This window comes from Phenylobacterium sp. (assembly GCF_031181185.1).
Taxonomy (GTDB): domain Bacteria; phylum Pseudomonadota; class Alphaproteobacteria; order Caulobacterales; family Caulobacteraceae; genus Phenylobacterium.
Window position 1 is genome coordinate 1 of the sequence record NZ_JAPSKZ010000047.1, and the last position, 22,811, is coordinate 22,811.

The following is a 22,811-nucleotide window of genomic DNA, read 5'->3' on the forward strand; positions in this document are numbered from 1 at the left end:
CTTCTCGACCTGGGTCACGATGATGACGTGCCGCGCCGTCGGGTCAGCCGCGCCCAGGCCCAGGCGGGCGCCCAGGTCCAGGATCGGCAGCACGGCGCCGCGCAGGTTGATCACGCCCCGCACGAAGGCCGGCGCCTGCGGGATGGCGGTGGCCGGGGTCCAGCCGCGGATCTCACGCACGTCCATGATGTCGACGCAGAACTCCTGCGCGCCGATGCGGAAGGAGATCAGCTCCTGGCCGAGGCCGGCGGTGTTGGAGAGGTCGGTCATAGGAATCACCCTGCTTGGAGGAGCCGAGGCGTCTCGGCGGTGCGGGAGGCGGCGACGAGGGCGTCCACGTCGAGGATGAGCGCCACGCGCCCGTCGCCCAGGATCGTGGCCGCGGCGATACCGGGCACCCGGCGGTAATTGGCTTCTAGGCTCTTGATGACGACCTGGCGCTGGCCCTGGATGGCCTCGACCATCAGCACGGCGCGCGAGCCGCCCTCGCCCTCGATCAGCAGGGCGACGCCACGCTCAGGCTCGAGCGGCTGGGCGCGGTAGCCAAGGGCTGCGCCGACGTCGACCAGCGAGGTGTACGCGCCGCGGATGGAGATCACCCGCCCGCCGCCGGTGGTGGGATGCACGTCGGCCGGGCGCGGCTGCAGGGTCTCGACGATGGCGCTCAGCGGCACGACCAGGGTCTGGTCGCCGGCCGAGACGACCATGCCGTCCAGCACCGCCAGCGTCAGCGGCAGGCTCATGATGAAGGTCGAGCCTTCGCCCGGGCGCGAGCTGATCGAGATGCGGCCGCCCAGCTCCTGGATCGAGCGTTTGACCACATCCATGCCAACTCCGCGGCCGGAGATGTCGGACACCGCGTCGGCGGTGGAGAAGCCGGGCATGAAGATCAGGTTGTCGATCTCCTCGTCCGAGAGCTGGGCGTCGGGGGGGATCAAACCCTTCTCGACAGCGATGGCCTTCACGCGCGGGCGGTTGATGCCGCCGCCGTCGTCGGCCACTTCGATGACGATCCGGCCCGAGCGGTGCAGGGCCGACAGGCGCACAGTTCCCTCCGCCGGCTTGCCCGCCTCGACCCGCTTCTCGGGCTTCTCCAGGCCGTGGTCGATGGCGTTGCGGATCATGTGGGTGAGCGGATCGGTCAGCCGCTCGATGACCGTCTTGTCGACCTCGGTGCCCTCGCCCTCGGTCACCAGGCGCACCTGCTTGCCGGTGGCGCTGGCCACTTCGCGGACCAGGCGCGGCATCCGCTGGAACACCGACTTCACCGGCTGGGCGCGGATGGCCATGACGCTGTCCTGGATCTCGCGCGTCAGCTGCTCCAGGTCGTCCAGGGCCACGGCCACGTTGGTGTCGCGGATCATGCCGGCTTCAGTGACCCGCTGGGCCATCATGGCCTGGTTGATGACCAGCTCGCCGACAAGGTCGATGAGACGGTCCACGCGGTCGAGATCGACGCGGATAGTCGGATTGCCCACGCCGGTGGCGGCGGGCTTGGCCTGGCCCTTGTCGTTGGCGGCGTCGGCCGCGGGGGCGGCGACGGCCGCCTCGGCGGCCGGTTCCGGATCGGCCGTAACGGCCGCGGCAGGCTCGCCCTCGGCGGCCAGTTGGGCGCGACTGATCAGGGCGGCGATATCCAGCTCGTCGGCGACAGGCGTCTCGTCCACCGGCAGGCCTCCTTCCGGGGGCGGATCGCCGGCGGCGGTGATCGTGAGCTCGCAATCGCTCTCGACGAACTCGAAGACCTCCGCCACGTCCTCGCGCTTGGCGTCGCCTGAAAGGCGGACGGTCCAGGCGAGATAGGCGCCCTCGGGGTCGAGCTGCTGCAGCAGCGGCAGGTCGCGGGCGTCCAGCTCGACTTCGACCTGCCCCAGGCGCGCGAGCTCGCGCAGCAGCAGGACGCTGTCGTTGGCCTTCTTGTAGAGCTCGGCTCGCGGCTTGAACCGCACGGTCCATCCGGTCGGCGGCGCGGTTGCGGCCGGAAGGTCGGACGCGGCGAACTGCACCGGCTGGAAATCGAAGTCGGCCATGCCGTCGTCGTCCTCGTCGGCCGCGGCGTGGACGTCGGCGCCGGTGAAGACCGAAAGCTCGGCCGCTACCGCGTCGCAATGGGCCGGGTCCACCGATCCGCCGTCACGGGCGGCGCGGACCAGGTCGGCCAGCACGTCGGCCGACCGCAACAGGGCGGCCACGATGTCCGGTCCGGCAGCCAGGCGTCCTGCACGCAGCTCGTCGAGCGTCGTCTCGAAGACGTGGGCGAAGCGCACCAGGTCATCCAGGCCGAACGCGCCTGCGCCGCCCTTCACCGAGTGCACGGCGCGGAAGACGGCGTTCACCGTCTCGTCCGAGCCCTCGCCCCCTTGCATGGCCAGCAGGCCGGTCTCCAGTTCGGCGAGTTGTTCCTCGCATTCCTGGAAGAACGTCGTCCGGATTTCCTCCATCGGGTCCATCGACGGCGCGCTCCTTAAGCCGCGACGCGTCGGATGGCCTCGACCAGCTTGTCGGGGCTGAAGGGCTTGACGATCCAACCGCTGGCTCCGGCCTCGCGGGCGCGCATCTTCTTCTCAGCGCTGCTCTCGGTGGACAGCACCAGGATCGGCGTCGCCCGGTAGACCGGGTCGGCCCGGACGCCCTCGATGAAGCCGTAGCCGTCAAGCTTCGGCATGTTGATGTCGGTGACGATGACGTCTGGGCCGCCGTCGCGCATGACCTCCAGGCCGTGCTCGCCGTCTTCGGCTTGCAGGACGGTGAAGCCCGCGTTGGTCAGGGCCAGACGCAGCATGTCGCGCATGGTGCGGCTGTCGTCGACGGTCAGGACGATCTTGCTCATGGGGCGAGCTCCGGGGTTTGGAAGGTCGGATCGACAGGCGCCCCCAGCAACAAGAGCGCGGCGGTCAGTTCATCGGAGGGATCGGTCAGGCTGAACGCCTGACCATCCGCGAGCCACGTAGCCCTGGCCGACAGGAGCACCTGGAGGCACTGGCCGCCCAGCCGCTGAACGGCCGAGCCGTCCAGGGCGACCGCGCGGCCGCGCAGTTCTTCGAGCTGGCGCGCAAGCGGCGCAGCGGCGGTCAAGTCGAGCACCGGCGGGAGGCGAACGGCGGCGGGCGTGTCGGCTTGGCTGTCCATCGGGCCCTCAGAACTCTTCCCAGCTGTCGGTATCCACCGTCGGCTCGGCCGCGGCCCTGGCCAGCGCTCCGCCGCCGCGGGCATGGGTCGAGACGGTCTTCAGAGCGGCGACGGGAGCCCTCGCTGGGGTCCGGGCCGACGGCGCTCGGGCCTGGGCCGCCGCCGTTTGGCCGACCTGGAAGCGGCTGATCAGACGCGCCAGCTCTTCGGTCTCGGTGGCCAGGCTGTGGCTGGCGGCGGTGGACTCCTCGACCATCGCGGCGTTCTGCTGGGTCACCTGGTCCATCTGGTTGACCGCGGTGTTCACCTGGTTGAGGCCGGTGGCCTGCTCCTGGGCGGAGGCGGCGATCTCCGAGACGATGTTGGTGATTTCGCCGACCTGGGCGACGATGCGCTCCAGGGCTTGGCCCGTCTCACCCACCAGCGCCACGCCCTGCCCGACCTGCTGGGTCGAGGCCGAGATCAGCGTCTTGATCTCCTTGGCGGCGTCGGCCGAGCGCTGAGCCAGCGCCCGCACTTCGGAGGCGACGACGGCGAAGCCCTTGCCGGCGTCGCCGGCGCGGGCGGCTTCGACGCCCGCGTTCAGCGCCAGCAGGTTGGTCTGGAAGGCGATCTCGTCGATGACCCCGATGATCTGGCTGATCTGCTGCGACGATCGCTCGATCTCGCTCATGGCGGAGACCGCATTCCGAACGACCTCGCCCGAGTGCTCGGCGTCCCCCTTCGCAGTCGAGACGACGTCGCGGGCATGATTAGCGCCTTCGGCGGTCTTGCGGACCGTGGCCGTGATCTGGTCGAGGGCTGCGGCGGTCTCCTCGAGAGAGGCAGCCTGCTGCTCCGTTCGCTTGGAAAGGTCGTCGGCCGCCTGGCTGATCTCGTCCGTGCCCGAACGGATGCCCTGGGTCGCGCCGGTGATGACCTTCATGGTCTCCTGGAGCTGCTCCATGGCGCCGTTGAAGTCCGCGCGCAGCTTCTCGTACTCGGGCGCGAACGGCTGGGTGATGCGGAACACGAGGTCTCCGGCGGCCAGCTTCGTCAGGCCGGTGGCGATCGAGTCGACCACCAGCTGCTGCTCGCGAGCGGCCTGGGCCTTGGCGGCCTCGTTGCGCGCGCGCTCTTCTTCGGCGGCCTTGGCCTGCTCGGCGGTCATCCCCTCCAGGCGCAGCTTCTCGATGGCAGCGTCCTTGAAGACCTGCACCGCGCCGGCCATGTCGCCGATCTCGTCCTTGCGGTCTCGGGCGGGGATTTCGACCGTATTGTCGCCGCCCGCCAGCTTGCGCATGACCTCTGTCATGCTGACCACGGGAGCGCCGATCATCCGCGACAGCAGCCACCCCATGGCGACCGAAAGAGCGATGGCGCTAAGGCCGCCGGCGATGAGCGCAGTCATGATGAGCCGCATCGACGCTCGGGCCTCGTCACCCTCGCGCGTGGACCAGAGATCGATCGCTTCAGTCAGCGCATCGGCCGTAGCTCGGACGCGATCAAGCTTCTCCGCGACGGACGGGTCGCTCATGGTCTGGAGGGCCGCTTGTCGCGTGGCTGGGTTCTGCATCAGCCCAAGCTGGCGATCCAAGGCTCCGGTCTTCCAGTCACGCTGAGCGGCCTTGAACGCCTCCAGCGGCGCGTGCACGGACGGCTCATCGCTCGCGTGCTTCTCGAGCTCGGCAACAACCTCGTGAAACTTCCGCTCGGCGGAGATCGCACGGTCACGGCTCTTGGCACTGCCCGTAACCATGTAGCCGCGCACGGCGCTCGAGGCGTTGAAGATCTCCAGCTGAGCGGTTTCCAGCAGGATTTCGGCCTCAAACGAGCGCTCGTTGTCGACGTCTGTTTGCTGGTGGAGGAGCGCGACGCCGAAGACCACGCCGACCATCAGGAGGACGGTGAGGACCACGCCCGAGAAGGCGAAGGCGAGCTTGGATGAGAGCTTCAGATTGTTGAGCGACACGATGATTTCTCTGCGTTGAGGCGCGGGTCCGGGTCCCCCCGAACGGCGGCGGACACTAGAACTCTTCCCAGTGGTCGGGCTGAGCTGCGGGCGGGGGTTTCAAGAGGGCTCCGCCGCCGCCCGCGTGGGTGGAGACGGTCTTCAGCGCGGCCACAGGCGCGCGGGCAGGTTGGGCTCGCACCGGCCGGCTTGTGGGCGATTGGATCGAAGGCTCACCGACCTTGAACCGGCCGATGAGGCGCACGAGCTCCTCGGCTTCTCTGGAGAGGCCGTGGCTGGCGGCGGTCGATTCCTCGACCATCGCGGCATTCTGCTGGGTGAGCTGGTCCATCTGGTTGACCGCCGTGTTGACCTGCGCGAGGCCCGAGGCCTGCTCGTGGGCCGACGCAGCGATCTCCACGACCACCGTGTTGATGTCGCTGACCTGAGCGACGATGCGGTTCAGGGCCTCGCCCGCTTCGCCGACCAGGGTCACGCCCTGTCCGACCTGCTGGGTCGATGCCGAGATCAGGGTCTTGATCTCCTTGGCGGCGTCTGCCGACCGCTGGGCCAGGGCCCGGACCTCAGAGGCGACCACGGCGAAGCCCTTGCCGGCGTCGCCGGCGCGGGCGGCTTCGACACCCGCGTTCAGGGCCAAGAGGTTGGTCTGGAAGGCGATCTCATCGATGACGCCGATGATCTGGCTGATCTGCTGGGCCGACTTCTCGATCTCGCCCATCGCGGCGAAGGCGTTGCGCACGACCTCGCCGGACTTCTCGCCGTCGTCCTTGGCGGCCGCAACGGTGTCGCGGGCGTGGTTGGCGCCTTCGGCAGTCTTGCGGACCGTGGCTGTGATCTGTTCGAGAGCGGCGGCGGTCTCCTCCAGCGAGGCGGCCTGCTGCTCGGTGCGCCGCGCCAGGGCGTCGGCCGCTTCGGTGATTTCGCCGCTGCCGGAGCGGATGCCGTGCGTCGCGCCCGTGATGACCTTCATCGTTTCCTGGAGCTGGTCCATGGCGCGGTTGAAGTCCGTGCGGAGCTTCTCGTAGTCGGCCGCGAACGGCTGCGTGATGCGGAAGACCAGGTCGCCTTCGGCGAGGCGGTCCAGACCCGCCGCGATTGAGTCGACGACCTGCTGCTGCTCACGCGCCGCCTTGGCCTTGGCGGCCTCGTTGCGCGCGCGCTCCTCTTCCGCGGCCTTCGCCTGTTCGGCGGTCATGCCCTCCAGGCGCAGCTTCTCGATCGCGGCGTCCTTGAACACCTGCACCGCGCCGGCCATCTCGCCGATCTCGTCCTTCCGGTCGCGCGCTGGGATCTCGATCGTGTTGTCGCCGCCCGCCAGGCGCCGCATCGCTGCCGTCATAGCGACCACCGGCGCCGCCACGGTCCGCGACAGCAGGAGGCCCGCGGCGATGGCGATGAGGATCGCAACACTGACGCCGGCGGCGACCACGATGGTCACGGTGCTGTTGGCGCGCGCCATCTCGGCGTTGCGCTGCAAGAGCTGCTCTTCCTCGATCTGGATGATCTTCTCGATGGCCGCTTCCGCCGGCGCGATGCGCTCGTCGGCGATCCCGTCCGGACCCACCATCTGCACCGCCTGCCCATGGGTAGCCGGGTCGCGGGCCAGCCGCTGGCCTTCGACGGCGACGTCGTTGAACCAGGCGTCGGCCGAGGCCTGCAGGGCGTCGATCAGCTTCTGGGCGTCACGATCCTCGCGCTGCAGTTCGCGCAGCTCCTTCAGGCGGCTGAGGAAGGTGTTGCGGTGCTTCTGGACGCGCTCGGCGTAGTAGGGATTGGCTGAGAGCAGGAGCCCACGGAAGCTGTTCTCCTGGCGCGCCAGCGAGAACTCGACCGCGGCGACCTTACGCAGCACCTCGTTGGAGTGGTCGTTCGCCTGGCGGGCGCCTTCGATGGCCCGCAGGTTGACCAGCACGGTGGCGCCCAGCGCCATGATCGTGGCGACGATGGCCGCGAAGGCCAGAGCCTGCTTGTGGGCGATCTTGAGGTTCTTGAGCGACACGGAGGGGCTCCTAGGTCGGACGGTGGCGGCGGCCGGCGCGCCCGCTGAGGGCGGCGGCGGTTTCGTTCGGCGTCAGAATTTCAGGTTCAGGCTGCCGACGAGACCCGGGCGGTACTCGCCGCGTAAGTCGTCGGCATGGTTCGTGCCGTACCAGCGGAGGTCGGCCTCCAGGTTCTTCGTCAGGCCTTGGCGCACGCCGATGCTGTAGGCGGTGTAGTCCTGACCGCCGGTCGCCTCACGGCGGCCCAGGGCGGCGCTGACCTTGGTCTTGGCGGCGACCTTCCAGGTCGCCTGGCCTTCGACCCACCAGGCCTCCTTCGTGCCGGCGAAGCCGTCCGGCGTGTAGTTCACGCGCAGACGGGTGCTGACGGGGCCGGCCTTCTTGGTCACGTCGGCCTCGACTTCCCAGTAGGTGGAGTCGACGCCAGCGTCGGTGCCGGGCCGCAGGCGGTAGATGGCCTTGACGTCAAACTCGAGGCCCGCGGCCTTCGGCTGGACGCCGACCGTCGTCAGGATCTCGCTGTCCGAGCCGCGCGACAGCTCGACCGGCGTCGCATAGACCTTGATGTAGGCCGGGCCGTGCGAGGCGGTGACGCTGCCGTAGACATGGGGCTCGCCCATGCTCTTGCCGACGCCCTTGGAGACATATTCCGTGGCGGCGCCGAGCTCGACCGAGACGTCGACAAGGCCCGTCTTCTCGGCCGCGGCGGCCGCGGCGGCGGCGGGCGTGACGAACGCGCAAATTGCAGCCAGGGCGGACGTAACCAGATTCAGGTGAAACCGAAGAAACATAGGCGCGTTCCTAGATTTAGAAGTCACGCTACATGTATCGGTCACCTGTAAAATTAAGGTTGCTGCCTCCGCGGCGCAGTATATTCAAAGCATTCGCGTAATCGAATTCATAACGTGCGCATATTTATGCGCATCCGGCACATAACGGGTCGGGCCAAACGACAACGGGCGCGGAAGCTCCGCGCCCGTCGCACAACCGCCCTGGACGGCGGGATCAGTAGATGTCGACGATCCGGCGAGCGCCGGCGCGGTGGCCGACCAGCCGCTCCAGCATCACCTCGAGCACGTCGCTGGCCACGTCCAGGCTTTCGCTGTCGAGGCCTTCCACCAGCCGCTCATAGAGCTCGACGTTCTGCTCCAGCACGTCGGCGCGCAGGGCGCGGCCAGCGGCGGTGAGGGTGATCTCGGTCAGGCGGCGGTCGTGGGCCACTTCGGTGCGCAGCAACAGGCCCCGCTGGACCAGCTTGTCCACGGCGCGGGTCAGGCTGGTGCGGTCCAGCGTCAGAAACTCGGCCACCTCGTTCATGGTCCGGTTCGGCAGCTTGGGCAGGGAATAGAGCAGGCGCCATTGCGGCAAGGACAGCGCATGCGGCCGCAGGATGTCCGACAGGACTCGGTCGCGACGCTCCCAGAGGTGCGAGGCCACATAGAAAATCCTGAGACGGCGCGCGCGGTCCGATACAGGCTCGACCTTCTTGATCGCCTCGCTCACGCCCCAATCCCCCAAGACTACACTTAAGGTTACCCCCTACAACGTTCGGTGATTGGGGGAGGGATGGCAAAATGGCGCAGTGTTACAGAGGCGTCACAATGGGTCACATCACAACGCCCACGCCCGGGGTTCCGGACGTGGACGTCGCGCGGCGCGGTGAAGCGCGGACTAGAACGTCTTCCGGACGTTCACGTACCAGTAGCGGCTGTAAGGCTGGTACAGCTCGCCGAGATAGCCTTCGATGGCCAGAGGCGGCTTCTCGTCCGTGATGTTGCGGACGCCCACCCGCAGGCGGGTGTCGCCCATCCAGCCGTCCTCGAACTCGTACTGGCCGTACAGGTTGGCGGTGATCTGGCTGTCGATCAGCCACGGATCGCCGGCCGGATCGCGCAGGTCGGTGTCCTCGACGTCGTCGATGTACTGGGTGAACGCCCCGACCGTGAACTGGTCGTAGCGCCAGGTCAGCGAGGCCGACCACTTCCACTCCGGCCGCCCGTTTTGCCGGATCAGGTCGCCGCCCCCCGTGATCGTCGTGCCCGGGTTGATCGTGCCGGCTTCACGCGCCGCCAGCAGGGCCGCAATGCCGGGCGAGGGCGAGCGGTAGAATTTGATCAGGTGAGCGGCGTTGAAGTTGACGTCGAAGTCGCCGAACCGGTCGGTGTTCAGGCTCCAGATCACCCCGATGTCCAAGCCTTTGGCGTGCTGCGGCAGCAGGTTCTGGTACTGGTCGTTGACGTAGAGCACTTGGCCCGCCGGTGCGAGGCCAGTGCCGTCGAAGGCGGCGATCTCGTCGGCGGTCGGGGCGGCGCGCACGACGTTCGGGTTCGTCCGGCCCTGGATGCGCTCCAGGTAGTCCTGGATCAGCGCATTGCCCTCGCCGAACAGACCCACGATGCCCGTCTGCTTCACGTCCCAGTAGTCGACGGTGAAGGTGAACCGGCCGAACTCCGGCGGCACGAAGTGCGGCTGGAAGACGACGCCCAGGCCCCAGGTTTCGCTCTCCTCCGGCTTCAGGTCCGGGTTGCCGGCCCGCCGGGCGGTGGTCGAGCCCGAGCGCGAGCAGTTCGAGAAGCTGCTGATCCGGCCCGCCCGCAGGTCCGCCTCGCAGCGGATCCAGTCGGTGCGGGTGTTCGAACGCGTCACCAGGCTGGCGTTGATCTGCTCGAGGTTCGGGGCCTTGAAGCCTTGCGCCCACGAGCCCCGGATGCGGAAGCCGTCGAACAGGTCCCAGGCGCCCGCGATCTTCGGCTTGGCCACGTCGCCGACGTCCGAGAAGTCCTCGTAGCGGCCGGCCAGCTGGAACTCGAGGTTATGGACGAACGGGATGTCCATCTCGGGCGAGACCACCGGAATCGCGAGCTCGGCGTAGGCCGAGGTCACCTCGCGCTTGCCCTTGGTGTCGGGCGAGGGCGACGAGCCGATCAGGTCGTTGCCGTAAACCGTGCCGGTCACCGCGTCGGTGAAGGTGATCGTGCCGTCCAGGCGCGGATCGCGGTCATCCTGCTGGGTCTCGCGACGCCATTCGACGCCGGCGGCGAAGCCCACATTGCCGCCGGGCAGCGCGAAGAGGTCGGCCTTCGACACCTTGAAGTCGGCCAGCGACAGCGAGCTGGTCGAAACCCGTTTCGTGCGGATGCTGATGGCGTCGATAGCGGCCTGGGACGAAGGCGTGGCGTCGCCGATGCTCGGGTTGGCCGGGTCGCCCCCGTTGAAGGGGTTGTAGGCGTCGGGCGTCGACAGCGCGAGGCTCTGCTGCAGCAAGGTGGCGCTGATGCCGTCCGACACGTCCTTGGCCTTGGCGTGCGAGTACAGGACGGCGCTTTCCCAGTTGAAGCCGAACTTCTCGCCGCGCAGGCCGGCGAGGAACCGAGTCTGCGTCAGGTTCACGTCGACCTCGTTCGGGCCGACGTCGGCGAAGGTGTAGCCGCGGATGACCACGGGCAGGCCGGCCGCGGGCGCGGTGATGCCCGACAGGCGGTTCGGGTTCGCCTGGCCGTTGGCGAAGACCGCCGGGCCGAAGGGGTTCCAGTAGTTCGACGCCGGCACCGTGATCGGCAGCGAACTGAGGGTCGCCGTCGGCGCCTGCACGCTATGGGTGACGGCGCTGTAGTAGCCGACCTCGCCAAACGCCTCGATGTCGGGCGTCAGCTCCCAGTTGCCGGTCAGGAACCCGTTGAAGCGTTCGGTCGACGGCATGACCGAGGTGTTGAACGAGCCGCTGTTGTCGAACCGCAGGTCGCGGTCGGCGCCCGCAGTGGCCGGCGCGGCGTCGTCGATGCAGTAGGCGCCCAGTGTCACGGTGCAGCCACCGAAGCTGGTCGGCTGGGTGTGGAAGGCCCCGGCGGTGGAGGTGACCAGCGCTCCGTTGCGGCGGACCGCGACGTTGCCGAGGGTCTGCAGCGAGGCCCAGGGCATGGTGGTGATGCGCTGGTCGAGGCCGGCCAGCCCCTCGAACGCGGTGCCCACGAACAGCGGCCGCTTGTCGGACGAGGAGGTGTAGTCCTGGTCCCACGCCCGCAGCGCGGTCTTGTCGGCGTAGGTGACGAAGACCGTCAGGTTGCCGCGGTCCCAGTTCTTGCCGGCCAGCAGGTTGATCTCAGCCTCGCGCAGGTGTGTACCCTCGGCCGCCCCGTACTGCGCCTCGACCTGCAGGCCATCGAAGTTGTCCTGCAGCACCGTGTTGACGACGCCGGCCACCGCGTCCGAGCCGTAGAGCGCCGCGGCGCCGTCGCGCAGCACCTCCAGCCGCTTCAGGCCCGACACCGGAATGGCGTTGGTGTTGTAGGTGAGCACCGGCACCAGGTTCTCGTCGGCGCGGCTGGTCGGGTGGGCCACCACCCGGCGGCCGTTGAGCAGCACGAGCGTGTTGCCGACGCCCAGGTTGCGCAGGTTCACCGAACCCACGTCTCCGCGGGCTGAGTTGGACGAGTTCGGCAGGTAGGCCGAGTTGAAGCTGACGTCGCCCATCTGCGGGATCGAGCGGAAGAGGTCGTCGCCCGAGGTGGCGGCGGTGGCGGCGAGCTCCTCGGCGCCGACCACGGTCACCGGCACGGCGGCGGTGACCGACGAGCCCTGGATCTGCGAGCCGACGACGACCAGCTCGTCGACTGTAGCCTCTTCGGCGCTCTGGGCATGGGCGGCGCCGGCGAGCGCTAGGCCGCAAAGGACGGTGGAGCCCAGCATCACGCTGCGCAGGGAACGGAAACGCATCTAACTACCCCCTCTTCTTGTCGTGGCCGCCTCAGTAGAAGGCGACGTTGTCCAGCTCGAGCCAGAGCTTGCGGCCGCCGTCGTGCGAGCCGGCGAACTCCACCTCGGTAAGGTCCATGCCCGTCCACGGACCGGTCGCAGCGCCACGGCCTGGCGCACGCTTCAGCTCGGAGAACGGGACTTCGACACTCCGCCAGTCCGGACCGGCCCTCACGTCGGCGGCCCAGCGGCCGTTCAGCGTGTTGACCAGCAGCCGATGCTGGCCCTCGCCGCCACGGATGTCGAACCGCACGCCCCTGTAGGCGCGGGCGTCCACCGGCCGGACCGAGCCGCGGGTCAGCGGCAGGATCACCGCGGCCTGCGGGTCCTCTTTGACCGCGAGCTTCGCCGAGAGGCTGAGGGCCTTGCCGCCGCCCACCCGGTCGATCACCTGGCTGACCTGCACGGTGCGATCGTGCCCGCCGTCCATGTCGTCGGTGCGCAGGGTGTCCAGCCGCGTGCGGCCGTCCGCGCGCTCGAAGTCGTCGATCAGCGCGGCCACTGTGACGGCGGGCAGCGCCCGCTCGCCATTCGCCTTCGGCAGCGTCGTCCCCGGCCCGTGCACCTGCCTGCCGTCGATGAACACCCGGACCGTGCGGCGCACGTCCGAAATGTTGCGCCACGGTTGACCGTTCACCAGCACCAGGTCGGCGCGCTTGCCGACCTCGATGGTGCCTCGGTCGCCGATCTGGTCCAGCACGCGGGCGCTGTTGGCGGTCGCGGCCGTCAGCGCCTCGGTCGGCGTCAGGCCAGCCTGCACCAAGAGCTCCATCTCGCGCAGAGTGGATGTGCCGTGCGGGGTATTCGGCATGCCTGCGTCGGTGCCCAGGGCGATCGGCACGCCGGCGTCATGCAGCGCCTTCACGTTCTTCATCGCGAAGCCGAACTTGCGCACCGACTGCCGGAAGCGCGGCTCCTCACGGTTCTCCGGCGGCGCCATGCCGGGCTTCACCGGCTCGTAGACCGCCAGCGTCGGCGCATAGGCGGTTCCGCCCTGCTTGATGGCGGCAATCGTCTCGGCGTCGATCTCGCGGTCCTGCAGGCTGTGGGCGATAAAATCGACCTTGGCCCGGCCGGCAACCCGGCCGCGCTCCACCGTCACCGTATGGGTGCCGACCTTCCAGCCGTTCTTGTGCGCCTCGTCCACCAGGGCGGCGAGCGTGCCCTCGTCCATGCTGGTGTTGTCCGGGGCCGTGCCATAGCGCCAGCCGTCGGCGAAGGCCTTGATGACATCGGGCTTGTAGGGGACCAGCTCGCGGATCGCCTGGCGAGCCGCTTCCGGCGTGTTCACCCACTTGGTCGTGTTGACGTCGGCCCAGTCGGCGCCGTGGCCGCCCGGCGTCGAGGTGCGGGCGGTGAAGTTAACGTGCGGCGCGGCCAGGGTGGCCAGCCACGCCCGGCGCGGCTGCCAGCTTTCGGGCGACTGGTGGAAGTCGTTCACCGTCGTCACGCCCGCGGCGATGTAGGCGTTCGCGATCTCGGGCATGATGTTGGGCTTACCCGCCGGCGTCCAGTGGGTGTGCAAGTCGTAGAAGCCGGGCAGCAGCGCCTGGCCCTTGGCGTCGACCACCGCCGCGCCTCGCGGAGCCCGTACCTTCAGGCCCACCGCGGCGATGCGACCGTCGCGGATGACGACGTTGGCGACGTACGGCGCCTGGCCGGTGGCGGGGAAGACCGTCGCGCCCATGATGGCCGTCACGCGACCGGAAGGCGCCTGGGCCTCGGCGGCCTGGGTTAGGCTGGCTGCAAGGGCAACCGCGCCGAGCGTCCGCGAGAAGCGCAACCAGCGCGACATGTTTGTACCCCCGACGCCAACTATCGAGGTGGTTTGTCCTAGGTGATCGCCATTCACAAGCCAGCCGGGAACGATTTTGCCTCACCGTGGCTCAGGTGCGACGTTTCTGCGCAGAAGCTGACCTTCCGGCGGGCCCCGCGCGGGGCGTCGTCACGATCCGACCAGCAGCGCCTCAACGAGCGCGCGGATCTCTTCCACGCCCGGGCTTCCGTCAGTCGAAGCTCGGGCCCTCACCAGTCGACCGTTCTTGAGTTGGGCCCCATTCGGCAGCCGCGACGGGGGCGCTCCCACCATCGTCAGGGCGATGGCCTTGGGGCCGGCCTCGATGCGCGCGACCCCGACGGCGCGGGCCAACGCCTGCAGCCGGGCAAGATCGAGCAGGCTTGTGCATTCCTCGGGCGGGGCCCCGAATCGATCTTCGAGTTCCTCGGCGAAGTCCTCGACCTCCTCCAACTCCGTCAGCCGCGCCAGCCGCGCGTAGAGATTGATCCGGATGGTCGGGTCGGGAACGTAGCTTTCCGGAATGGCGCCCGTGAGCCCCACGTTCAGGACCGGCGTCCACTCGGGTCCGGTGACTTCGCCCTTCGCCACCCGGACCGCGCGCGTGAGCAGCTTCTGGTAGAGGCTGGTTCCGATCAGCTTCACGTGGCCCGCCTGGTCGTCACCAATCAGGTCGCCGGCGCCCCGGAGCTCCAGGTCTCGGGCGCTAATTGCTAGGCCCGACCCAAGCCGGTCGAACGCTTCCAGGGTGGACAGCCGCGCGCGTGTTGCAGGCGGCATCTCCTGCGTGGGGTCGTGCAACAGGTAAGCGACGCCCTGCGTGCGGCCGCGACCGACGCGCCCGCGCAGCTGGTGGAGCTGGGCGAGCCCAAAAAGGTCGGCGCGCCAGACCAGCATCGTGTTCGCCCGCGGGACGTCCAGGCCGCTCTCGATGATGTTGGTGGCCAGGAGAACGTCTCCGTCGCCCGAGGCGAAGCCCACCATCGCCTCGTCCACCTCCTCGGCGGGCAGCTCGCCGTGCGCGACGCGGGTAGTGAGTTCCGGCGCCACGCGCGCGAGTTCCTCCGCAAGTTCGGCGATGTCCTCGATCCGCGGCGCGACGACGAAGCTTTGTCCTCCCCGGCGATGTTCCCGCAGGAGGGCCGTGCGCACCGTCGCTGCGTCCCACGGCGCGACGAACGTACGGACCGGGCGCTTGCGGGAAGGTGGCGTGGCGATGACGCTGACGTCCTCCACCCCGACCATCGCGAGCTGCAGCGTCCGCGGGATGGGCGTGGCGGTCATGGTCAGCAGGTGCGCGTCGGGCGCGAGGTCGCGGAGTTGGCTTTTCAGCTTGGCGCCGAACCGCTGCTCCTCGTCGATGATGAGCAGACCCAGGTCGGCGAAGGCCACGCCCTTGCCCGCAAGCGCGTGGGTGCCCACGACCACGCCGATCGACCCGTCCGCCAGCCCGGCCTTCACCTCGTCGGCCTCGCTCTGCGACACCAGCCGCGACAGGCGTCCGACCCGTATGCCTGTGCCCGCAAACCGACGTCGGAAGGTCTCGTAGTGCTGGCGCGCGAGGACCGTGGTCGGGGCGACAACCGCAACCTGCTTGCCGCTGAGCGCCGCCGCAGCCGCGGCTCTCAGGGCGACCTCGGTCTTACCGAAACCGACGTCGCCGCAGACGAGCCGGCTCATCACCTTGCCAGACGAAAGGTCCTTCAGCACCGCCTCGATGGCCGCGGCCTGGTCGGGGGTCTCGGGATAAGGGAAGCGGGCGGCGAAGCGGGCATAGGCCGCCTTTGGCGGCTCCAGCACTGCGCCGGAGGTCTGGGCGCGCGCTCGGGCCAGCTCCACCAGCCGAACGGCGGTCTGGTCGATATCGGCGCTCAACTCGGCGCGCTTGCGGCTCCAGGCGTCGGTGTGCAGGCGATCGAGGGTCACCGCCTCCGGCTCCGCGCCATAACGCCAGACCTTGTCGAACTCTTCGACGGGGACCAGCAGGCCCGCCCCGCCGTGGTACTCCAGCCGAAGGGCGTCGCGCTCGACGCCGTCGACCTCCACGCGCTCGAGCGCCTTCAGAACCGCAAGGCCGTGCTCCTCGTGGATCACCACGTCTCCCACCCGTAGGTCAGGATCCCCGAGAAGGGTCGCTCCGCCTTCCCCGCGAGCCCGCGCCGCCGCCCGCCCGCCGAGCACGTCCGACGCGGCGATCAGCACAAGGTCCGCATCCGCGTCCTCGAAGCCGGCTTCAAGATCCGCGGTCAGGGCGAGCAAGCCGGCCGGCTCTTGTAGAGCGCTCGTCCAGTCGGGGACAGCTTGGGGGCTCTGCCCCAATCCGCGCTGGATAGCCCTCACCAGCGGCCGCAGTTCGTGGGACAGCCCCGCTAGAATCACGCGGCGACCGTCCTGCAACCTCTCGCCGACGAAATCGGCGAACGCGCGGCCGGGATTCCGCTCCGAGGCAAAGTTCGGGGTCGCGGCGGCGGCGTCGCCCAGGTTCACGCGCTCCCGCCCCGCCGCCGCTCGGCGAAAGCCCTCCAGCGTGAGGTAGAGCTTCTCGGGCGGCGTCAGCCGTTCGGCGTCAGCCTCGACCAGCGTCCGCCGCGCGTCGTAGGCTTCGGCCACCTGCTCGGCGAAGTCGCTCGCGCGGCCTTCCGCCTTCGGATCGGCGGCGAGGAGGGCGTCGGGAAAGCGTTCGAAGACGCTCGACATCCGCCCGTACGTCTCGGGAGCCTTGTGCTCGTCGCCGGTCGCGCGCTCCTCCGCGTCTTCGACATCGAGGATCAGCTCCGAGGCGGGGCCGATCAGCACCTCGTCGACGATCGTTTCGCTCCGCTGGGTCAGCGGATCGTAGCGCTTGATCTCCTGGATGACGTCGTCCTCGTCCAAGGCGATGCGGACGGGACCGGCGGCCGCGGCCGGGTAGATGTCCACCACGCTTCCCAGCACCGCGATCTCGCCGGGCTCGTCGATCCTGTCGTCGGTGAGGTAACCCGTGGTCGCCGCGAAGACCTGCAAGGCCGGGCGGTCCAGCCGCTCTCCCGTCCGCAGGACCAGGGACGCGTTCTTGACGACCCGGGCGGGCGGGGTGCGCTGCATGAGCGCCTCGGCGCTCGCCACCAGGACGCGGGGCCCGTTCGGCGACTCGGCGAGGCGCGCGAGCACCGCCATGCGTCGGCCCATGCATTCCCGCGACGGCGAGGCCCGGTCATAGGGCAGGCAATCCCACGGCGGCAGCACCAGAACTTCGACGTCGGGGGCGAACTGGCGCAGCGCCCGACCGATCTCGTCTGCGCGGCGCTCGCTGGATGCGGCGTAGAGAAGCCCCCGACCTGCCGCGGCGCGGGCGGGCTCGATCAGGGCGTGAGCGCACCAGGCGGTGGGCGCTTGGCGTTCGCCTGGGCCAGCTCGCGGCCCCGGGTCCGAAATGCTCAGGCCGGCCGGCGTAAGCGGCGCGTCGAGGTGCGCCCCATCTGCTGGCTCAGTTTCCGGACGTCGGTCCATTGGCTCACCCCCTTGAGGTGAGCAATCCAACAGCTAGCGGCGATGGGCGTTCCGCTGGCGCACCCGACACGATTCGAACGTGTGACCTTTGCCTTCGGAGGGCAACGCTCTATCCAGCTGAGCTACGGGTGCGTCTTCAGCGGGCGGTCTCTCTAGCCGAAAGCGGGCGCGGCGGCAAACGGCGAGCTTGGCGCCGTGCGCATTGCCCTTGCGGATTTCAGCCGGGCAATCTTGCAAAGACGGGCGGCGGTTAGCTTCCGCCGAGAGCGAGCCGTCGAACGGCCGGTATGTTTTGGGGGAAACCGATGGGCGTCTGGAAGCGGGTGGCGCAGGCCAGGATCGCGATGGGCGGGGCCGCGGCGGTCGCCGTGGCTGCCGCGGCGCTGGGCGCAGGCCTGGGCGTCGGCCAGCTGGCGCGGGCGCAGGCCACCGACGATGCGCCGCATCCCGGCAAGGCGGTCTACGACCAGTTCTGCGCCAGCTGCCACGAGAAGCCGGCGCCGGGCGACCGCGCCGCGCCGGTCTCGGCCCTGCGCAAGATGAGCGCCCAGACGCTGACGACGGTGCTGACCGCCGGCGTCATGAAGCCGATCGGCGACCAGCTTGACCGGCGCCAGCTGCGCGACGTCGTCGCCTACCTGGCCGCACCCGAGGGTCCCACCGGCACGGCCTGGATCGACGACAACAGATGCCCCGCCGACCGCGCGGCGGTCGATCTGAGCGCCCGGCCCGCCCAGGTGGGCTTCGGCGTCGATCAGGACAACACCCGCCGGCAGAGCGCCGCCCAGGCCGGGCTGAAGACAACCGATCTCGCCAACATGGAGGTCGCCTGGGCCTTCGCCATGCCGAAGACCTCGGGCCTGCGCGGCGCCGGCGTCGTCGTCGGGAACACGGTCTTCTATCCGGCCGGCCAGGCGAGCTACGTCGTGGCCCTCGACACCAAGACCGGCTGCGTGAAGTGGGCGACGCAGACGCCGTCGGGCGTCCGCAACAGCCTGGCCTACGGCCGGCTGGGCAAGGACGGGCCGATGGGCCTGGTCGGCGGCGACGGGGCGGGCCAGCTGATCGCCCTTGACGCCAAGACCGGCAAGATCCTGTGGCGGACGGATCCCAAGCACGATCCGGCCTCGCCCCTATCGGGCTCGCCGCTGTTCGCCGGCGACAAGATCATCGTGCCCGTCTCGGCGATGGACGTGGCCGCGGCCATGCGGCCCACCCACGAATGCTGCAAGAGCCACGGCGACATCGTCGCGGTGGATGCCAAGACCGGCAAGGTGGCCTGGACCTGGCACACCATGGAGAGCGCCAAGCCGCTCGGCCGCAAGAACTCGCAGGGGATAGAGATGTACGGCCCCTCGGGCGCGCCCATCTGGTCCAGCCCTGCGTACGATCCCAAGCGCGACGTGGTCTACGCCTCGACGGGCGAGAACACCTCGCCGCCGGCCACCAAGACCTCGGACGCGGTGGTCGCCATCGACGCCAAGACCGGCAAGACCAAGTGGGTCTTCCAGGCGCTCGCCAACGACGTCTGGAACATGGCCTGCCCGATCGGCCCGCCGCCGCCCGGCCAGCCCCTGAAACCGAACTGCTTCTTCGCCAATGAAGGCAGCGTTCTCCTGGACCACGACTTCGGCGGCGGTCCGGTGATCTTCCGCGGCAAGGGCGGGAAAGAGGTCATCCTCGCCGGCCAGAAGTCGGGCGAGGTCTGGGCGCTGGATCCGAAGGACGGCCGCAAGCTGTGGCGCCACCAGTTCGGAAAGGGCACGCCCCTTGGCGGCGTCCACTGGGGCATCACCACCGACGGGACCCGTGTCTTCGCGCCGATCAGTGACCCCAACGTGCCAGCCGACCGCTCGGCCGCCGGGATGCACGCCATCGATGTGGCGACCGGCAAGATTGCTTGGCAATGGCGGGCAAGCCCCGACTGCGAGGGCGAGCGCAAGGCGCGCGTGGCGATCTGCGGCGGCAAGTACGGCCTGTCGGCCGCGCCGCTGGTGATCGACGGGGCCGTGCTGGCGGGCGGCCTGGACGGGCGGCTGTACGTCTGGGACGCGGCGAACGGGAAGCTGCTGGCGACTTACGACACGGCCGTGCCGCACCGGACGGTGAACGGCCTCGAAGGCTCCGGCGGCTCGATCGACGCGGCCGGCCTGTTCGCCGGTGACGGCATGGTGTTCGTGAATTCCGGCTACGCCTCGTTCGGCCAGATGGCCGGCAACGTGCTGGTGGCCTACCGGCCCAAGCGCTGAGCTAGCGCGCCGGCTCGGGCAGGGGCTCGACGCCGGCGGCCAGCGCCAGTCGGATCGCGGCCGAGAGGCTGCGGACCTGCAGCTTGTCCATGACGTGGCCGCGGTAGATCTCCACCGTGCGCACGCTGAGCCCCAAGGCGTGGGCGATGATCTTGCTGGGCATGCCGGCCAGCAGCCCCTGCAGCACCTGCAGCTCGCGCGGCGATAGCGCATCGGCGAGGGCGCGCGCGCGCTCGGCCTCGGCACGGACCTCGCGGTCGGCTTCGAAGGCCTCGAAGGCGGCGCCCAGCACCGCCAGCAGCGCCGGCGGCTCGTAGGGTTTCTCCAGGAACTCGAAGGCGCCGTTCTTCATGGCTTCGACGGCGATGCGAACCCCGCCACGGCCCGTCAGCACCACCACTGGCCAGGCCAAGCGGCGGGCGTTGAGCGCCGCCTGCACGTCGAGACCGCTGAGCCCCGGCATGTCGATGTCGAGCAGGATGCAGCCGGCCGACGCGTCGTCCAGCACGGCCAGGAATGCGTCGCCGGTCGGATGGGCCACGACCTGATAGCCGGCCTCGCCCAGGGTCTGGGCGGCGAGCGCGCGCAGCAGCTCGTCGTCGTCGACAACGTGGACGGTGCGAGTCGAACTCATTCGGGCCTCAGGGCGGGGATCGCCACCTGAGGTAGAAGCTTAGGCGGCGGTTCCTGCGGGAGCCAGTCGGCGAGGCATTACGCCGCGCCCGTGACCTCATCCCAGAAACGCTTGGCCTTGCCCAAGAAGTTCGCCGACTTCGGATGCTGCTGTTCGCTGCACAGACCGGCCAGTTCGCGCATCAGCTCTTTCTGCCGCGGCGTGAGCTTGCTCGGCGTCTCGACGAACAGCTCCACCACCAGGTCGCCCCGGTCGCGCGAGCGCAGCGACGGCATGCCGCGGCCTTTCACCCGGATGGTGCGGCCGGTCTGGGCGCCTTCCGGCACCTTGACGGTGATCTTGCACTCGCCGTCGCAGTTGTCGCCGCCCAGCAGGCAGGGCGCCTCGATCTCGCCGCCCAGGGCGGCGACGCACATGGGCACGGGCACCGTGCAGAGCAGGTCCAGCCCGTCGCGCTCGAACAGCTCGTGCGGGCGCACCGAGATGAAGATGTAGAGGTCGCCCCGGGGGCCGCCGCGCATGCCGGCGTCGCCCTCGCCCGCCAGGCGGATGCGGGCGCCATCGTCCACGCCGGGGGGGATGCGGACCGCCAGCGTCCGCTCGCGACGGATCTGGCCCATGCCGTGGCAGTCGGCGCAGGGGTCGATCACGATCTTGCCCGAGCCGCCGCAGCGGGGGCAGGCGCGCTCAATGGAGAAGAAGCCCTGGGTCGCCCGCACACGGCCGGCGCCGTGGCAGGTGGTGCAGGTCGTCGGAATGGTGCCCGGCTTCGCGCCCGTACCGTCGCAGGTTTCGCAGTTCAGCGTCGAAGGCACGGTGATCTCGACCTCCGAGCCGGCGTAGGCCTGCTCGAGGCTGATCTCCAGATCGTAACGCAAGTCGGCGCCGCGGGCCGGGCCCGAACGCTGGCCGCCGCGGCCGGCGCGGCCGCCGAACATGTCGCCGAAGACGTCCCCGAACACCTCGTTGAAGATGTCGTGCACATCGTGGAACTGAGCCCCGCCCGGACCGCCGCCGCCCATACCGTTGACGCCGGCATGGCCGAAGCGGTCGTAGGCCGCCCGCTTCTGCGGGTCGGAGAGGACCGAGTAGGCCTCGTTGATTTCCTTGAAGCGGCCCGCGGCCTGCTCGCAACCGCCGTTGCGGTCGGGATGGTGCTCCATCGCGAGCTTGCGGAACGCGGCCTTCAAGGCGGCATCGTCGCAGCCGCGATTGACGCCCAGGATCTCGTAATAGTCCCGCATCAAACTGTCAGGCGCTCAAAATTGGGCTGGAAATGAAGTGGGTGGGCCCCCGCCCGACTGCAAGGCTTGCGGCCGAGCGGGCGGGGGCAACCTTCTACCGCGAAGGCGGCGGCGACGTCCCCACGGCGGTCATCGCAAATGATGCGCAAAGCCGCCATGGGGCGCGTTGTCACGCCGACTTCTTGCCGTCGCCGTCCACCTCTTCGAACTCGGCGTCGACGACGTCGTCCGAAGAGGCCTGGGCGCTTTCGCCGGCCGGCTGGCCGCCGTCGCCCTGCTGGGCCTTGTACATGGCCTCGCCCAGCTTCATCGACGCCTGGATCAAGGTCTGGGTCTTGGCGGCGATGGCCTCGGCGTCATTCGACTCCAGCGAGCCCTTCAGGTCATCGAGAGCCGACTGGATCGCGCTGCGGTCGGCTTCCGAGACCTTGTCGCCGTGTTCCGACAGCGCCTTCTCGGTCGAGTGGATGACCGCGTCGGCCTGGTTCTTGGCCTCGACGGCCTGCTTGCGCTTCTCGTCCTCGGCCTTGTTGGACTCGGCCTCCTTGACCATGGCCTCGATGTCGGCGTCCGAAAGGCCGCCGTTGGCCTGGATGCGGATCGACTGCTCCTTGGAGGTCGCCTTATCGCGGGCCGAGACGTTGACGATGCCGTTGGCGTCGATGTCGAAGGTCACCTCGATCTGCGGCACGCCGCGGGGCGCCGGCGGGATGCCCACCAGATCGAACTGGCCCAGCATCTTGTTGTCCTGAGCCATCGGGCGCTCGCCCTGGAACACCCGGATCGTCACCGCCGACTGGTTGTCGTCGGCCGTGGAGAACACCTGGCTGCGCTTGGTCGGGATCGTCGTGTTGCGCTCGATCAGCGGGGTGAACACGCCGCCCAGCGTCTCGATGCCGAGCGTCAGCGGCGTCACGTCCAGGAGCAGCACGTCCTTGACGTCGCCCTGCAGCACGCCGGCCTGAACCGCGGCGCCCAGCGCCACGACCTCGTCCGGGTTCACGCCCTTGTGCGGCTCGCGCCCGAAGAACTCCTTCACGGTCTCGACGACCTTGGGCATGCGGGTCATGCCGCCGACCAGGATCACCTCGTCGATGTCCGACTTCTTCAGGCCCGCGTCCTTCAGGGCGTTCTCGCAGGGGCCGATCGTCTTGACGATCAGGTCCTCGACGAGGGCCTCCAGCTTGGCGCGCGACAGCTTGATGTTCAGGTGCAGCGGGCCCGACTGGTTCATGGAGATGAAGGGCAGGTTCACCTCGTACTGGGTGACGCTCGACAGCTCCTTCTTGGCCTTTTCAGCCTCTTCCTTCAGGCGCTGCAGGGCGAGCTTGTCCTTCCGCAGGTCGACGCCCTGCTCCTTCTTGAACTCGTCAGCCAGGTAGTCGACGATCCGCAGGTCGAAGTCCTCGCCGCCCAGGAAGGTGTCGCCGTTCGTCGACTTCACCTCGAACACGCCGTCGCCGATCTCCAGGATCGACACGTCGAAGGTGCCGCCGCCCAGGTCGTAGACCGCGATCTTCTTGCCTTCGTTCTTCTCGAGCCCGTAGGCGAGCGCCGCGGCGGTCGGC

General features: G+C 69.3%; 15 protein-coding genes and 1 tRNA gene. 1 reads left to right on the forward strand and 15 read right to left on the reverse strand.

The features are described from left to right. The 12 genes from RIF93_RS07970 to RIF93_RS08025 form a co-directional block, all read right to left on the reverse strand. The coding region (locus RIF93_RS07970; RefSeq protein ID WP_309090147.1) for a chemotaxis protein CheW at window positions 1-270 on the reverse strand (270 nt) is incomplete at its 3' end. Window positions 271-275: 5 nt separating this feature from the next. Further along, on the reverse strand, window positions 276-2,450 hold the full coding sequence (locus tag RIF93_RS07975; protein ID WP_309090149.1) for a chemotaxis protein CheA: 2,175 nt from the start codon (window positions 2,448-2,450) through the stop codon (window positions 276-278). A gap of 14 nt (window positions 2,451-2,464) precedes the next feature. Next, window positions 2,465-2,830, reverse strand: a complete 366-nt coding sequence (locus RIF93_RS07980) for a response regulator (protein ID WP_309090151.1) — start codon at window positions 2,828-2,830, stop codon at window positions 2,465-2,467. Continuing rightward, window positions 2,827-3,129 carry an STAS domain-containing protein gene (locus RIF93_RS07985; protein WP_309090152.1) on the reverse strand — a complete coding sequence of 101 codons (303 nt, stop codon included), beginning with the start codon at window positions 3,127-3,129 and terminating at the stop codon, window positions 2,827-2,829. The genes RIF93_RS07980 and RIF93_RS07985 overlap by 4 nt, the downstream gene beginning before the upstream one ends. Before the next feature lie 7 nt (window positions 3,130-3,136). Beyond that, window positions 3,137-5,080 carry a methyl-accepting chemotaxis protein gene (locus tag RIF93_RS07990; RefSeq protein ID WP_309090154.1) on the reverse strand — a complete coding sequence of 648 codons (1,944 nt, stop codon included), beginning with the start codon at window positions 5,078-5,080 and terminating at the stop codon, window positions 3,137-3,139. Window positions 5,081-5,135: 55 nt separating this feature from the next. Then, the gene (locus RIF93_RS07995) at window positions 5,136-7,079 is read right to left on the reverse strand and encodes a methyl-accepting chemotaxis protein (protein ID WP_309090155.1); all 1,944 of its coding nucleotides are present in this window, start codon (window positions 7,077-7,079) and stop codon (window positions 5,136-5,138) included. 72 nt (window positions 7,080-7,151) lie between these two features. After that, a complete protein-coding gene (locus RIF93_RS08000) occupies window positions 7,152-7,871 on the reverse strand; it encodes a TorF family putative porin (RefSeq protein ID WP_309090157.1) in 720 nt (239 codons plus the stop codon). A gap of 214 nt (window positions 7,872-8,085) precedes the next feature. Further along, a complete protein-coding gene (locus RIF93_RS08005) occupies window positions 8,086-8,583 on the reverse strand; it encodes a MarR family transcriptional regulator (protein ID WP_309090159.1) in 498 nt (165 codons plus the stop codon). A 168-nt stretch (window positions 8,584-8,751) separates the two neighbouring features. Further along, the gene (locus RIF93_RS08010) at window positions 8,752-11,793 is read right to left on the reverse strand and encodes a TonB-dependent receptor domain-containing protein (protein WP_309090161.1); all 3,042 of its coding nucleotides are present in this window, start codon (window positions 11,791-11,793) and stop codon (window positions 8,752-8,754) included. 31 nt (window positions 11,794-11,824) lie between these two features. After that, the gene (locus tag RIF93_RS08015; protein ID WP_309090163.1) at window positions 11,825-13,627 is read right to left on the reverse strand and encodes an amidohydrolase family protein; all 1,803 of its coding nucleotides are present in this window, start codon (window positions 13,625-13,627) and stop codon (window positions 11,825-11,827) included. Window positions 13,628-13,777: 150 nt separating this feature from the next. After that, window positions 13,778-17,116 (reverse strand): DEAD/DEAH box helicase, encoded by a 3,339-nt coding sequence (locus RIF93_RS08020; protein WP_309090165.1) that lies wholly within the window; start codon window positions 17,114-17,116, stop codon window positions 13,778-13,780. Window positions 17,117-17,171: 55 nt separating this feature from the next. Further along, window positions 17,172-17,248: transfer RNA gene (locus RIF93_RS08025), tRNA-Arg, on the reverse strand. Window positions 17,249-17,421: 173 nt separating this feature from the next. On the opposite strand from RIF93_RS08025, the gene RIF93_RS08030 reads away from it, so the two are divergent. After that, a complete protein-coding gene (locus tag RIF93_RS08030; RefSeq protein WP_309090167.1) occupies window positions 17,422-19,365 on the forward strand; it encodes a PQQ-binding-like beta-propeller repeat protein in 1,944 nt (647 codons plus the stop codon). Window position 19,366: 1 nt separating this feature from the next. Here RIF93_RS08030 and RIF93_RS08035 read toward each other — a convergent pair whose 3' ends face one another. The 3 genes from RIF93_RS08035 to dnaK form a co-directional block, all read right to left on the reverse strand. After that, complete coding sequence (locus RIF93_RS08035; protein ID WP_309090169.1) at window positions 19,367-19,999, reverse strand: response regulator; 633 nt, start codon at window positions 19,997-19,999, stop codon at window positions 19,367-19,369. A 77-nt stretch (window positions 20,000-20,076) separates the two neighbouring features. Beyond that, window positions 20,077-21,243 carry a molecular chaperone DnaJ gene (gene dnaJ, locus RIF93_RS08040; protein ID WP_309090173.1) on the reverse strand — a complete coding sequence of 389 codons (1,167 nt, stop codon included), beginning with the start codon at window positions 21,241-21,243 and terminating at the stop codon, window positions 20,077-20,079. A gap of 169 nt (window positions 21,244-21,412) precedes the next feature. Next, window positions 21,413-22,811, reverse strand: a 1,399-nt coding sequence (gene dnaK / locus RIF93_RS08045) for a molecular chaperone DnaK (RefSeq protein WP_309090171.1), incomplete at its 5' end; no start/stop codon positions are given.

What these genes read in the sequence shown, in the direction of transcription:
- RIF93_RS08010 (WP_309090161.1), bottom strand. Translation starts at nt 11,793, where the DNA reads ATGCGTTTCCGTTCCCTGCGCAGCGTGATGCTGGGCTCCACCGTCCTT.
- RIF93_RS08030 (WP_309090167.1), top strand. Translation starts at nt 17,422, where the DNA reads ATGGGCGTCTGGAAGCGGGTGGCGCAGGCCAGGATCGCGATGGGCGGG.
- RIF93_RS08020 (WP_309090165.1), bottom strand. Translation starts at nt 17,116, where the DNA reads ATGGACCGACGTCCGGAAACTGAGCCAGCAGATGGGGCGCACCTCGAC.
- RIF93_RS07975 (WP_309090149.1), bottom strand. Translation starts at nt 2,450, where the DNA reads ATGGACCCGATGGAGGAAATCCGGACGACGTTCTTCCAGGAATGCGAG.
- RIF93_RS08000 (WP_309090157.1), bottom strand. Translation starts at nt 7,871, where the DNA reads ATGTTTCTTCGGTTTCACCTGAATCTGGTTACGTCCGCCCTGGCTGCA.
- RIF93_RS08015 (WP_309090163.1), bottom strand. Translation starts at nt 13,627, where the DNA reads ATGTCGCGCTGGTTGCGCTTCTCGCGGACGCTCGGCGCGGTTGCCCTT.
- RIF93_RS07980 (WP_309090151.1), bottom strand. Translation starts at nt 2,830, where the DNA reads ATGAGCAAGATCGTCCTGACCGTCGACGACAGCCGCACCATGCGCGAC.
- RIF93_RS08035 (WP_309090169.1), bottom strand. Translation starts at nt 19,999, where the DNA reads ATGAGTTCGACTCGCACCGTCCACGTTGTCGACGACGACGAGCTGCTG.
- dnaJ (WP_309090173.1), bottom strand. Translation starts at nt 21,243, where the DNA reads ATGCGGGACTATTACGAGATCCTGGGCGTCAATCGCGGCTGCGACGAT.
- RIF93_RS07985 (WP_309090152.1), bottom strand. Translation starts at nt 3,129, where the DNA reads ATGGACAGCCAAGCCGACACGCCCGCCGCCGTTCGCCTCCCGCCGGTG.